The 12378-nt window shown below is 44.3% G+C and carries 14 protein-coding genes and 1 other RNA gene; 10 read left to right on the top strand and 5 right to left on the bottom strand.

The window, feature by feature from the left end:
* The first annotated feature begins 114 nt into the window (after nucleotides 1-114).
* From hemL to ssrA, 6 genes are all read left to right on the top strand, one after another.
* On the top strand, nucleotides 115-1410 hold the full coding sequence (gene hemL, locus Q7J27_07195; protein ID MDO9528926.1) for a glutamate-1-semialdehyde 2,1-aminomutase: 1296 nt from the start codon (nucleotides 115-117) through the stop codon (nucleotides 1408-1410).
* Nucleotides 1400-2719 (top strand): nucleotide sugar dehydrogenase, encoded by a 1320-nt coding sequence (locus Q7J27_07190; protein MDO9528925.1) that lies wholly within the window; start codon nucleotides 1400-1402, stop codon nucleotides 2717-2719. Before hemL ends, Q7J27_07190 begins: the two co-directional genes overlap by 11 nt.
* A 163-nt stretch (nucleotides 2720-2882) precedes the next feature.
* Nucleotides 2883-3170 (top strand): GIY-YIG nuclease family protein, encoded by a 288-nt coding sequence (locus Q7J27_07185; GenBank protein ID MDO9528924.1) that lies wholly within the window; start codon nucleotides 2883-2885, stop codon nucleotides 3168-3170.
* Nucleotides 3171-3240: 70 nt separating this feature from the next.
* On the top strand, nucleotides 3241-4380 hold the full coding sequence (locus tag Q7J27_07180; protein MDO9528923.1) for an NAD-dependent epimerase: 1140 nt from the start codon (nucleotides 3241-3243) through the stop codon (nucleotides 4378-4380).
* Nucleotides 4381-4537: 157 nt separating this feature from the next.
* On the top strand, nucleotides 4538-4993 hold the full coding sequence (locus Q7J27_07175; GenBank protein MDO9528922.1) for a hypothetical protein: 456 nt from the start codon (nucleotides 4538-4540) through the stop codon (nucleotides 4991-4993).
* A 413-nt stretch (nucleotides 4994-5406) separates the two neighbouring features.
* Nucleotides 5407-5762, top strand: a transfer-messenger RNA (tmRNA) gene (gene ssrA, locus Q7J27_07170).
* A 2-nt stretch (nucleotides 5763-5764) separates the two neighbouring features.
* Here ssrA and Q7J27_07165 read toward each other — a convergent pair.
* The 4 genes from Q7J27_07165 to Q7J27_07150 form a co-directional block, all read right to left on the bottom strand.
* Nucleotides 5765-6940, bottom strand: coding sequence for a hypothetical protein (locus Q7J27_07165; GenBank protein MDO9528921.1), 1176 nt, complete (start codon nucleotides 6938-6940; stop codon nucleotides 5765-5767).
* 83 nt (nucleotides 6941-7023) lie between these two features.
* On the bottom strand, nucleotides 7024-8067 hold the full coding sequence (locus tag Q7J27_07160; GenBank protein MDO9528920.1) for a hypothetical protein: 1044 nt from the start codon (nucleotides 8065-8067) through the stop codon (nucleotides 7024-7026).
* On the bottom strand, nucleotides 8048-8470 hold the full coding sequence (locus Q7J27_07155) for a phage integrase N-terminal SAM-like domain-containing protein (protein ID MDO9528919.1): 423 nt from the start codon (nucleotides 8468-8470) through the stop codon (nucleotides 8048-8050). The genes Q7J27_07160 and Q7J27_07155 overlap by 20 nt, the downstream gene beginning before the upstream one ends.
* 1272 nt (nucleotides 8471-9742) lie before the next feature.
* Nucleotides 9743-9913: a hypothetical protein gene (locus Q7J27_07150; GenBank protein ID MDO9528918.1), complete on the bottom strand. Its 171-nt coding sequence runs from the start codon at nucleotides 9911-9913 to the stop codon at nucleotides 9743-9745.
* A 142-nt stretch (nucleotides 9914-10055) separates the two neighbouring features.
* On the opposite strand from Q7J27_07150, the gene Q7J27_07145 reads away from it, so the two are divergent.
* A complete protein-coding gene (locus tag Q7J27_07145; GenBank protein ID MDO9528917.1) occupies nucleotides 10056-10202 on the top strand; it encodes a hypothetical protein in 147 nt (48 codons plus the stop codon).
* A gap of 130 nt (nucleotides 10203-10332) precedes the next feature.
* Complete coding sequence (locus Q7J27_07140) at nucleotides 10333-10923, top strand: site-specific integrase (GenBank protein MDO9528916.1); 591 nt, start codon at nucleotides 10333-10335, stop codon at nucleotides 10921-10923.
* 18 nt (nucleotides 10924-10941) lie between these two features.
* On the opposite strand, the gene Q7J27_07135 is transcribed toward Q7J27_07140, so the two are convergent.
* Nucleotides 10942-11133 (bottom strand): hypothetical protein, encoded by a 192-nt coding sequence (locus tag Q7J27_07135; protein MDO9528915.1) that lies wholly within the window; start codon nucleotides 11131-11133, stop codon nucleotides 10942-10944.
* Between the two features lie 83 nt (nucleotides 11134-11216).
* Here Q7J27_07135 and Q7J27_07130 point away from each other — a divergent pair, with 83 nt between their 5' ends.
* Together Q7J27_07130 and Q7J27_07125 are read left to right on the top strand one after the other, a co-directional pair.
* Nucleotides 11217-11567, top strand: a complete 351-nt coding sequence (locus Q7J27_07130) for a hypothetical protein (protein ID MDO9528914.1) — start codon at nucleotides 11217-11219, stop codon at nucleotides 11565-11567.
* A gap of 320 nt (nucleotides 11568-11887) precedes the next feature.
* On the top strand, nucleotides 11888-12016 hold the full coding sequence (locus tag Q7J27_07125) for a hypothetical protein (protein MDO9528913.1): 129 nt from the start codon (nucleotides 11888-11890) through the stop codon (nucleotides 12014-12016).
* Nucleotides 12017-12378 lie beyond the last annotated feature (362 nt).

Genomic DNA, 12378 nt, shown 5'->3' with positions numbered 1-12378 from the left:
ATATCAAATATCAAAAAGAAAATTTTAAAAATAAAACGAGATTCTGAAATAAATTCAGAATAACAAAGAAAAAATGTCATCCTGAACTTGTTTCAGGATCTCTCGGAGCATTTAATGAAAGACTCAATATCTTTATTCGAAAAGGCAAAAACCCTCATACCGGGCGGCGTGAACAGCCCGGTTCGGGCTTTCATGGCCGTTGATTCAACCCCAATCTTTATCAGCCACGCTTCCGGTTCGAGGATTTTCGACGTAGAAGGAAGGGAATACATAGACTATGTTTCATCATGGGGACCGATGATACTTGGTCACAACCATCCTGACGTCACCCGCGCAATAAAAGAAGCTGCCGACAGGGGAACAAGCTACGGTGCCCCTACTGAGGCTGAAGTTGAAATGGCTGAGCTGATCTCGAATGCCTTCCCATCGATTGAAATGGTCAGAATGGTCAACTCCGGGACAGAGGCAACGATGAGCGCCATAAGGCTCGCCCGCGGCTTCACCAACAGGGAAAAGATCATAAAATTCGAGGGGTGTTATCACGGTCATGCAGATTCTCTTCTGGTCAAGGCCGGATCCGGTGTTGCCACACTGGGTATTCCGGGAAGTCCCGGCATACCGAAAAAGCTGGCGGAGCTAACCATAACGCTCCCCTTCAACAACATTGAAACGGTCAAATCCGCCGTTGACATGCACGGCGACGACCTTGCATGTATAATAGTTGAACCAATCCCCGGAAACATGGGAGTTGTCCCCTCACACACAGGATTTCTCGAAGGGCTGAGAGAGATAACCGAAAGCCGCGGCATTCTTCTCATATTTGATGAGGTAATCACGGGATTCAGACTGACCTATGGAGGCTTCCAGAATATCGCCGGTATCGAACCCGATCTTACCTGTCTCGGAAAGATAATCGGGGGTGGTCTTCCTGTCGGCGCCTTCGGGGGGAGAAAAGACATTATGGAAAAACTCGCCCCGACAGGGCCCGTCTACCAGGCTGGAACCCTTTCCGGAAACCCCCTGGCCATGGCCGCCGGTATCACAACACTCAAGATTCTTGAGAAAAAAGTTGATTATGACGAAATTGACCGGAAAACGGGCTTCCTCTGCCATGAAATGAAAAAACTCTTTGATCAAAAAGGGATTCCCGTTAGCATAAACCGCGTGGGTTCAATGTTTACGATATTTTTTACGGAGGACAAGGTCTTCGACTTCGAAACTGCCGGGAAAAGCGATACTGCGCTTTTTGCACGATATTTCAGGGAAATGCTTGCGAACATGATAAACATTGCCCCCTCCCAGTTCGAGGCGTCCTTTCTCTCATTCGCCCACACAGACGAAGATATCGAAACAACTCTTAATGCCTGCGCGAAGGCGCTGGAAAAAGTGAGTCTTGCCCATGAAAAATGAATTATCGTTCGACTCTTTTTTAAATAAAACAGAAAAGATTGCAGTAGTAGGTCTCGGCTATGTTGGCCTGCCGCTTGCCGTCCATCTGTCCAGGCATTTTTCTGTTACAGGCTATGATATCAATACCGACCGCATAGCTGAACTCCGGGCCGGCTATGACAGCACCATGGAGGTAACCGGTTCAGACCTGCAATCATCAACAATGGGTTTTACAACCAACCCCGAAGCGCTCTCTTCCTGCAGACTCATCATCGTGGCTGTCCCAACACCCATCGATGAGGCTAAATCACCGGATCTTACATATATTCGAAATTCCTCAACCACTGTGGGTAAATACCTCTCACAAGGCTCCTGTGTGGTCTTTGAATCGACGGTCTACCCGGGAGTAACGGAAGATATATGTGTCCCTATCCTGGAAAAGGAATCCGGCTTGAAATTTGGCAAAGATTTCTCCGTCGGATACTCCCCCGAGAGGATTAACCCAGGTGATAAAGTCCATACCATAGAGACAATCACCAAAATCGTTTCCGCGTCCGACCCGGAAACCTTAGCTCTGTTAACGCAGGTCTATGGCAGGATCGTAAATGCTAACATTCATCAAACCTCTTCAATAAAGGTAGCCGAAGCGGCCAAGGTCATTGAAAATACGCAAAGAGATATCAATATCGCTCTCATAAATGAGCTTTCCATAATCTTCAACGAGATGGGAATCGACACACTGGAGGTGCTGGAAGCGGCAGGCACCAAATGGAATTTTCTGCCTTTTCGGCCAGGCCTCGTAGGCGGTCACTGTATCGGGGTGGATCCCTACTATTTAACCTTCAAGGCGGAATCATTAGGCTACCATCCGCAGGTAATTCTGGCCGGACGCCGTATCAACGACGGGATGGGGAAATATATAGCCGGGCAAACCATCAAGATGCTCATCGCCGCAGACAAGCATGTAAAAAATGCAAAGGTGGCCGTACTCGGGCTGACCTTTAAGGAGAATATCCCCGATTTACGCAACACAAAGGTGGCAGACATCATCAATGAATTGAAAGATTACGGGGGCAGCGTTATTGTCCATGATCCTCACGCCAGTGCTGAAGAAGCCTATCGCCAGTACGGCCTGAAACTCCAGCCGCTCAATCAGATTAAAGGAGTTGATGCAGTAATTCTGGCGGTTGCACACCGGGAGTATCAGGAACTCGGCCTCCGAAAAATCGCTGCGTTATGTTCCGACGGAGATTCACCTGTTGTGGATGTTAAGGGTATGTTCAAACACGAAGAAGCAAAAAAACTCAATATAAATTACTGGAGATTGTGACCCCCTAGGAGGCTGTCCGAAAACGCACCAAAGTTGTCATTCCCGTATTTCCCTCTGTCATTCCCGCGTTTCCTTCTGTCATTCCCGCGAAGGCGGGAATCCAGTACCGTCCCCGCGCAAGCGGGGAACCATGAAACAAAATAATGTAGTGTGACGTGGCTTAATGAAGCAATATTACATTTACATTCTTGCGAGCAGAAAAAATGGGACGTTGTATGTCGGTGTAACGAGCGATTTACTCAAAAGGATTTATGCGCACAAACAGAATCTCATAGATGGATTCACAAAAAAACATAATGTCCATACTCTTGTGTATTATGAGGTATATAACGACATACGGGAAGCAATTCTAAGAGAAAAGCAGACAAAGAAATGGAACAGGAGATGGAAGCTGAGGCTTATTGAAGAAATGAATTCTGAATGGAGAGATTTATATTACGAAATAATTTAAACATATTTCTGGATTCCCGCCTTCGCGGGAATGACCATTTAGAATATTTTTGGGAATTTGTAAGGATTCTATGAGAAAAATCTTAGTCACAGGCGCCGCCGGCTTTATCGGGTTCCATTTAGCTAAAAGGCTATTAAATAGTGGCGATACCGTCGTCGGCATCGACAACCTGAACAGTTACTACGATGTCAACCTGAAAAAAGCACGCCTTGCCATTCTCGAAACATACACGAACTTTCATTTCTCTAAAATGGATATAGCCAACCGGCAGGACATGGAAAGACTTTTCCACCCAAACACACCAGACAAAACAGAAAGGGGTGACATGGACAAACTCGGTTTGTCCGTGCAAAAACAAGTAAAAACGACACGGACAAATAAATTTGTCCATGCCACCAATCAACCAAACGCACCAGATACACCAGACTATGTCGTCCATTTAGCCGCTCAGGCAGGAGTTCGTTATTCCCTGGAAAATCCCCACGCGTATGTCGACAGCAATCTCGTCGGTTTCACAAATATCCTTGAAGGGTGCAGGCACAATAAAGTCAAACATCTTGTTTTTGCCTCGTCGAGTTCCGTCTACGGTGCAAACACCAGTATGCCCTTCTCGATTCATCATAACGTTGATCACCCAATCAGCCTCTATGCCGCAACTAAAAAGGCAAACGAACTGATGGCACATGCCTATGCAAGCCTTTACAATATTCCGTGTACTGGACTCAGGTTCTTCACCGTATACGGCCCCTGGGGAAGACCCGACATGGCCATGTTTTTGTTCACTAAGGCTGTCCTGGAAGGGAAACCGATAGATGTGTTCAACCATGGCGAAATGAAAAGGGATTTTACTTACATAGATGACATTATAGAAGGCGTTGTCAGGATAATTGACAAGATTCCGCAGCCGGATCCTTGCTGGAACGGAGATGAGCCTGACCCCGGCACAAGCTTCGCCCCTTATAAACTCTATAACATAGGCAACAACAACCCCGTACAATTGATGGAATTTATCAATCTGCTGGAAGAGCGCCTCGGCAAAACGGCTCAGAAAAACTTTCTTCCCATGCAACCCGGAGATGTGCCGGCAACCTATGCCGACGTGGACGATTTAATGAAAGACGTGGGCTTCAAACCGAAAACCCCGATAAAAGAAGGCATCAAGAAATTTGTGGAGTGGTATAAGGAATATTATTTTACTGATAATCCTTGACCGGAAGCGCACCCGCAAGCCCCGCCTTGTAGGCGGGGTAAGGGGCGCAATATAAAACAAACATGTTCCTTACCGGGAAGCCGCCCCGCCCTGTGGGCGGGGAGCTTCACAATCCACAGGAAATATATCAATTTTACTTTGCCCGCAGGAGCTTGTTATGGACGAAAAAGACTTAAAAAAAATTGAAGGGATGTTTAAGCACCACACAGGTGTTCTGGTTGAAAGTTTTAAGCACAAGCTTGATCTGGTGGTCGAAGGTCAGCAGGCGTTAGTTGAAAAAGTAGATGGAATGGGAACACGGCTTGACAGTATTGAGCGCAGACTTGACAGGCTTGAGGTCAAGGTCGATGTTCTTGAAACCAAAATCGATGCCATCGAAGAAAGAGTCAGTGCCATTGCAGTAATAGTCAGTGCCATTGAAGTAAAAGTCGGTGTCATCGAAGAAAGAGTCAGTGTCGTCGAAGAAAAAGTCGTCACTATCGAAGAAAAAGTCGGTACTATCGAAGCAAAAGTTAGTGCCATCGAAGAAAAACTCGATACCGTTGCCGCTGATCTTTCTGCCCACCGGGCGGATACCGAGGTGTATAAGGAATATAAAGTTTCCGAGCATTGAGTTACGCGCAGGGGTGGGATAAAAGAAAATTGCTGCAATTATTAATTCCCACAAAACGTAAATCATTTTCAAAATAGACATTGACCCTTCCAACACAGTAGGATAGGCGTCCCGCCTGTCCATAATAGTGAATCACCGTAGACAGCCGAGACGGCTGTCCTACGGGATGAGACCTTTGCAAAACTGCAATTTTGGTCATTGCGAGGCACGAAGTGCCGCGGCAATCTTATGAATTATCAATATGTTATGAGATTGCTTCGCTTCGCTCGCAATGACAATATTGGTATTATGCAAAGCTCTCGGGATGGGGAGGACTGTCTTTATTTTCAATGTCTATTTTGGGGATTATTTTCGAGCTTGACTTGAAGTCGAAAAGTCATCATAATATATATAAATTTGCTCTTTAAAAATATGGGGGCGTCACGGTTTCGACGGGGATAACTGAAGCTGTAGTGGCATACCGAGGTTCCTATCGGCCTCGTTAAACAGGTAGGAAAAACGTAAACGCAGATAATTACGATTACGCTTTAGCCGCTTAAGACGGCTAACGTTCTCCTGATTTCTCCTATCGGATCAGATGAGGGCGTCATTTAGGTAGGATAACCGATCTCATCTTCCTGGGGTGAGAAAGGCGAAAACTAAACAGGATAGTACCTGAGAAATCCTGCCTCTGGGAGATTTCAGGTGCGAATTTAAAACAGAGGATATGTATGTAGAAGCTGCAGTGGAATATTTTCGGACGCGGGTTCGACTCCCGCCGCCTCCACCAAGTTAGCCCTTAAGTTTCAATAAGTTATCTTTTTTCGCCTGCAACTTTTCTGGTTGCATTACGGTTGCAGTTTTTGTTTTACTATAAATCTCCCGAAGATCATCCGACTCAATCTGAAAATACCGCTCGAAGGCTTTGTTGGTGACATGCATGGTTGCCCTTTTTATCTCCTCCGGGGAACAATAATGCCTCAGTGCCTTAGCCGAACTATGGCGGGTTCCACCGTATAAATCTACCCCTTCAATTCCTAAATTCTGACACGCCTTAACCCACCATTTGTAAAAATATTTCTCTCCGAACGGCTGTCCCTCCCGGACACCGCTAATTCCCTTTACGTGCCGGAAAAATGGAAGTGCCGGTACACCTGCTGGAAAACCCCGCAAAATCTCAACATCCTCCTCTAAAATCGGTACTGTCTTAGGCTTTTTTTCCTTGGGATAGGGAAAAGTCAAGTACCCGTTGCTAACGTCAATGTTCCCCTCTTTTAGGGAGATCATCTCCCCCGGTCGGATCGAAATGTAAGTACACAGCCACTTGATTCCGAGATAAATTTTAGGATTGATATGATATGAGATCCGGTATACCTCATCAAGTATGGCGGTTTGTTCTTCTTTCGATATCGTTTTTCTGAACCCCAACTCAAAGGAACATTCCGGAAATTCCGGAAACTGTGCAAGTGCAATAATCCGTCGCTTTCGTAACCATGTCCAGAAATCGTGCATAGCCGACTTGATGTTTGCCCTTGTCTTATCTGATACTTTTTGAGAGAAAAGAAAATCCTCAAGCTCCGCAAAACCTATCTCCTTTACATTCCTGCTTCCAAAAAAAGCAATAGCTCTACCTGCATAATTCGTCAGGTTCCGGTATGACCCCGGCTTAACAGTTTTCTCCTTCAACTCAAGCCACTTTTCTAACAAAACATCAAGCCCCAAAGGATTGTCTTTTTTGTAGTCCCTCTCATCATAAGTCCCTTCATCACATTTAAACCGAAGTCCCGTCAAAAAACGGTTTGCGGTCTCATATGACTTAAATCGTTTCCACGTTTTATTGAATTTCACGATAAATCTTGTTGCTCTGTGCTCCGGGTGCTTAGAACACACCAATCCATCTTTGTGGTTGTCTTTAAAACTACCTCCACACACCAGGCATTTCTGGCCGCTGTATATCCCCCCAATCATACACAAATCCCCCTTTCTTTCGGGAGGAATACTATGTTCTAAAGTCAAGTTCAAGATATAATTTCACCACTTGCTGCTGTAGATTACTTCCCTAAATAAAAAAATGTGCTGTCTGACCGGTGATGTCCGAGTTCCTCACTCACCATCAGCCGGATTTCCTTGTCTATTTCCCGGGCTTTCTCGATGTTCAAGCCGGCGCGATCTGCTATACTCTGGATGTGATTTCGACCGAATATTTGTTCTGCTACCGGACATTCAATTTTGACACCTGTTTTTTCCTGCCACTTTTTCGCATAGCTTTCATGGGCGTAACTGTGCCGAACACCGTGGAAACGGAAATCGATATCGAGTTTTTTTCTTAGGTCACGAATTACGTTATAAGAAAAGACCTGCCATTCCTGGTAGCGCATATTGCCTGGTATGAGTGAACCCCTGTATAGAATATCTTGATTCGCCGACTGGAAAGCTTGGGCTTCCCTGGTTCCGTGAAGGACATAAATTGAGTAAAATGACCTATCCTGATTATTTTTCGTGTTGTCTTCCTTGTCCAGCTGGACATGATTCTCGGAAAAATCCTTTTCGGCAATTTTCATACACGCGCTTTCCTGAAATCGGGCCGCAGTTTCTTGTTGTACTATGATTTGATATCTCAAACACTCGTAGTGAACATTTCCAGTCTTTCTGTACATCTCTTCCAGGGCATTTTTCATTTTTTCGATATTCTCACGGGAAATAGAGTGATCGGAATTCGAAAACCGCCGGCCTTTGCTTACGCCAAACTGTCGGGCGGAAATCACCATTTCGTGATTTCCTGTGGCCAACCACATTTGATTTATACTGCTAATATAATCGGCCACAGTGGACCTCCCAATCTCGTCATCGTTAACCTTCTCGTACAAATAGACCCCAAATCTTTCCTGGTGTATTCGCTTAACCTTTTCTAAGTACCGGATCCCGAACTCTTCCTTCAGGAATGAGGCGTATTTTCTGATAGCGGAGTGTGCCTTCTTTTTTGCAGCGGTGCCTTTATGGGCGTAGTTTTGCGTAATTTCGGCGAGGCGCCAGCAGACATAGCTATTTAAAACCTTGCCATTTCCATAGTTCCTTTTATTTTTTGGGATTTGCATAAAAAATCCTTTCTGCTATTTCAAACATTTCATTATGATATTCTGGTGGGATACCACTTTTGCTCAGAGCGCGGGCAAGCTTATTCATACGTTCACTATGTCTTTTTTTGGGGCCTGTCTTGACCGGAATGTTGAGCTTTGCCTCCTTGAAAAATTCTTTGAGCGCATAGCGGTATCGGTCTTGTGTTCCCACGGCCAAGCCCCGCCTGCTTCTCAGGAAATTCATATACTGGTCATAATCCTCCCGTTTAATGTCCTTGATTGCAAAAACATGTCCCTTGATGTGGCAAAGAAAATCCACGACAATCCGTTGCCGCTCCCGAGCCGCAGTTGGTGATCTCTTCCAGCGGCGGACATTGGTGTATTTTTGCCTATAAATAAAATATTCTCGTGTGATCCCCATTTGTTCTAATCCTTACAAGTTAAATGTATTCTAGTTAAAATTAATCGTTGATAGTCGCATGGGACATCAACGGCCTGTCGGCCCTATTGCCGACTTTGGCGACTAAAAAATCATGGGGGACCCGACTCTCATGCAGACTTTTTCAAGGTCTGAAAGCGATCGCCAGGTGTCATGTCAAGGCTCACAAGCCTTGACGAATTTGACGCGGATTTTGTTGTTAAAGAACCAGTATGATCGGGAACTTATAGTTTTCGTGCGTGCACGTCTCTTTGTGGACAAAGGTTTATCCTCTGAATCGTACACGAAGAAGTTCCCACCTGCCAAATTGTGATGGTTTTTTTCTGCAGGAGGGGAGAGAGGCCCCTGCGTGATGGATGGCTTTTCACTGCAGAATGCTGCAGCTTTCTTGATTGACTTTTGCTTTTTTCGCACCGCGTATTAGCGAAAAAAGCGCACAAAAAAGCCCGCTGTATCTCTCTTGATATCGATACACCAGGCAACTTTTTTCCTGTTTTCTGTTTTCCGGCTAAAACCATACCTACAAGGTATAGCTAAAGCCCAGCAGGAAACCGGCATTCTCTCAGGCGTTGGCACGGCCACGAAAGATTTGCCTCTCCTGCCTCTCATCGTTAAGCACATCGCAAAACTTTTGTACTGCCTCCTTTCTCTTGTTAATTACAGAGAGGAAACAATACTCCCCAAGGGGAATATGATCCCCCTCCGGGGTTAAAGTGTTTTTGCTCAGGGTAACGAACTTACCATGCAAAAAAAGGCCAATCGGTCTTTAACATACGACCTGATAAGCCTTTATTTATATTACCTTTATGCTTCCTAAAAGGAAGCTATCTTTTTCGGGCACTACAAAGCCTTCGTTTATCCTTGATGGATACGGACAGGAAGGCTCCTATCTCTCCCTTTTTTAGCCTGGCATGTCTGCCAGTCTCAGATACCGGACTACCGATTTTAAATTTGTAATCGCTTACCGATAAATTAGGGCCTCGTGGTTCCTTTTGTGTAAAGGCATCCAGCCTAACGAGGGTCTCTCTGGATAGAGAAATAAAATTCTATATATTATCTAATAGCTTTACTGCAGGTTGTCAAGGACTTTTTTTTAAAAGATGAAAAAAATTAGACCGTTACCAACGTTTAGTCTAGTATAGGAGATGTTAAATGACCACTTTTGCGGAGGAAAAATAGCTGGCGTTAATTAATCATTCAAATCCGCATTTTCACTGCACAATAAGGCTCACATATCTGTTGCCTGCATGCCTTTTAAAGGGACCCTTTATTCTTTTCCTTTTCGATCTCCTTTAATCCCTTCTCAAGTATCTGCCTTATGGCTTCCGTTCTTGTGGGAATCCGGTTGCCGTAGCGGTAGTCGTCCACACGCCTGAGAAGTTCTTCATCAAATACCATTGTAACGATGGGTTTTTTCGTAGCCATGGCTTTTCATAACACAATCCTGTTTATCAAACAATAAGTATCTATTATATCCTTGACAAAAAGGGGTTAATATGATAATAAGATAATATCTTATTATGGTTAACTGGAAAAATATACAAATAAATAATCATGAGGATAGGTAGTGATAGAAAAAACCATTCAGGCCCTCAGGAACCTGGATTTTGATTATCTTGACATGTACGAAAAGTCAGCTGCTGAAAAGGAAAGGGATCTTCAGGTGGCTGAACTGGAGAGAGTCAAGCGGATTCTTGTGTGTGACAAAATGTAGAATTTTGTCCTATATCTGCCCTCCGGACACACTGTTTTGACCTCTAAAAAGGGGCAGAAACAAGCCCGGATTTATTATTTATAGGACAAAATCAATTTCTATTGTCCTATACGAAAGGAGATAAAAAATAATGGGCAACATCATCCCGATGGGAAGCCGCCAGCTTTCCCGCACATTCTCAAGGGAGATACCGAAATACTTTACCGCCGACGAGATCCACCGGATCCTCTCCGATGAGCTGAAGGAAAAGCACTACACGGCATGGTTCCTCTGCGAGTTTCTCTGGAATACGGGTACCCGGATATCCGAGGCAGTATCGGTGAAGTCGGGTGATATCGACATGAGGGCCAGGGTGGTCAGGGTCAGAACCCTGAAACGGGCCAACCACACCAGGATGATTCCCCTGAAACCGGAATTTGTTGGAGAGGTTGCGGTCTGGCTGAATGAAAATGTAATTTCCAGAGAAGACCGGCTTTTTCAATTTAACAGAAAGACGGCCCATTATCATGTACGGAAGGCATGCGGGATGGCCGGGATCAACGACAACAGGGCGCATCCGCACACATTCAGACATTCATTCGCAATAAACTGCCTCATCCAGGGAACACCTATCACGGTCCTCAAGGAGTGGTTAGGACACAGGGATATCGGATCTACCCTGGTATACACGCAGATACTGGGACAGGACACAAGGGCATTCATGGACGGGGTAAGATTTTAGTTTTAAAAAGAGCGTAATCTATTTTTTTACGAGGGTTGGTTTGGGCTGTTTTTTGCTTGGTTTCCAGACATATTTAGCAGCTTCCGGCCGTTCATTTTCTGCGATCTTGGTAAATAATTCATTGAAGATCTCTAATGTTTCTTCATCGATGTCCGGATCATGCATCCACCGGTCCTTTTGATAGCCGCCTTTGATCACTTTTAAAGACATAAAACCACTTCCTTAAAAGATAAGATTCTAACTTTATACACTGAATATGAGGAATAAGACAAATAATAAATGGAGGTTTTTAAATGATTAAAAGGACCGATTCTTTTTACATCGAGGAGTTCAGAAAACTTGGGCTGGACTTCGATATTGAAAAGGTGAAAGATTATTCTCTTTTTCACTGGAAGCTCGGTATCGCAATAGGATACATCGTGTCTTCGATCTTTATGTCGATTGGGATACTCGGGCTGCTGGCAGTCTTCCTGCTTGGCTTCCTGGTTGAGCCAGCCGCGTTCATCCTCTTGCCGGTATTTTTGATGTTTCTTGGAATCGGGACATGCGCATTTGCTTCTATAAGAAAGTCTCAAAAAATGCTGAAGCCTTATAAAAAAGTTAAAGATCCTGTAATACATGAGCTACATGGAACGAAACGTTAGGAGTTCGCAGATACAAGAGAAAACGTCCAAAATTTGTGCCCCTTCACGTAAAAAAAGTAATCAAAAAAGAAGAATCGCTTTATGAAATTACGTGCAATCAGGAATTGAGAAATACAATACTCAGAAGGGTATCGGCAATACCCAAATTTACAGAAATGGAGACCGTGAAAAAGATTCTTGAGTTGTAGAGTAATCATAGAAGTGTTATCTGGAAGAAAAAGATATTTTCTCCGATCGCTGTCGGTATACTGGATAGCCTGTTCCACAAACCTTATGTTTCCGTAAATGATGTGGCAAAGGAATTTAACATTTCGTTTCAGTTGGCTTCTACTTTGGTATCCCAGTTTGAAAAGACCGGGATACTTGAAGAGATAACGGGAAGAAAACGGGATAAGAGATACATGTATGCGGAGTACGTAAATATACTGTCAGAGGGAACACAGATATAGCGCCCTTTTTCACAATATAAGACGGGTTGAGACAGTCGCAGATTAGCTGAAATTCCTTGCTTATTTCAATTTTCAAGTTTATAACTTACATCGGAAAGGCGAAACTGTTAATTTCATAGCGGGCAACATTGCAAGAAAGAACCAATGCTCTAAATAATGCTTTAATAGGTTTAAGCAAGGGTTAATGATGCCAATAAACAACCCAAAAAAAGCAAACAAACTTTCCACCAACATCCTCAATTACTTCGCTGCATTTACAGAAACAAGGTTTAATTTCAGAACCCTTATAAATTACCGGTGGACCAATAATGAGCTGACCCTCTATCTGGCAATATTCCAGGAATTTCAGGATACACTTTTAG

This window comes from Syntrophales bacterium (assembly GCA_030655775.1).
Taxonomy (GTDB): domain Bacteria; phylum Desulfobacterota; class Syntrophia; order Syntrophales; family JADFWA01; genus JAUSPI01.
Note: the sequence above shows the minus strand (reverse complement) of the source record. Positions and strands in the feature narration are given on the sequence as shown.

Bases quoted from the DNA above. Each gene is read 5' to 3' on its own strand.
- hemL (MDO9528926.1), top strand. From the start codon at position 115: ATGAAAGACTCAATATCTTTATTCGAAAAGGCAAAAACCCTCATACCG.
- Q7J27_07190 (MDO9528925.1), top strand. From the start codon at position 1,400: ATGAAAAATGAATTATCGTTCGACTCTTTTTTAAATAAAACAGAAAAG.
- Q7J27_07185 (MDO9528924.1), top strand. From the start codon at position 2,883: ATGAAGCAATATTACATTTACATTCTTGCGAGCAGAAAAAATGGGACG.
- Q7J27_07180 (MDO9528923.1), top strand. From the start codon at position 3,241: ATGAGAAAAATCTTAGTCACAGGCGCCGCCGGCTTTATCGGGTTCCAT.
- Q7J27_07175 (MDO9528922.1), top strand. From the start codon at position 4,538: ATGGACGAAAAAGACTTAAAAAAAATTGAAGGGATGTTTAAGCACCAC.
- Q7J27_07165 (MDO9528921.1), bottom strand. From the start codon at position 6,940: ATGATTGGGGGGATATACAGCGGCCAGAAATGCCTGGTGTGTGGAGGT.
- Q7J27_07160 (MDO9528920.1), bottom strand. From the start codon at position 8,067: ATGCAAATCCCAAAAAATAAAAGGAACTATGGAAATGGCAAGGTTTTA.
- Q7J27_07155 (MDO9528919.1), bottom strand. From the start codon at position 8,470: ATGGGGATCACACGAGAATATTTTATTTATAGGCAAAAATACACCAAT.
- Q7J27_07150 (MDO9528918.1), bottom strand. From the start codon at position 9,913: ATGGCTACGAAAAAACCCATCGTTACAATGGTATTTGATGAAGAACTT.
- Q7J27_07140 (MDO9528916.1), top strand. From the start codon at position 10,333: ATGGGCAACATCATCCCGATGGGAAGCCGCCAGCTTTCCCGCACATTC.
- Q7J27_07135 (MDO9528915.1), bottom strand. From the start codon at position 11,133: ATGTCTTTAAAAGTGATCAAAGGCGGCTATCAAAAGGACCGGTGGATG.
- Q7J27_07130 (MDO9528914.1), top strand. From the start codon at position 11,217: ATGATTAAAAGGACCGATTCTTTTTACATCGAGGAGTTCAGAAAACTT.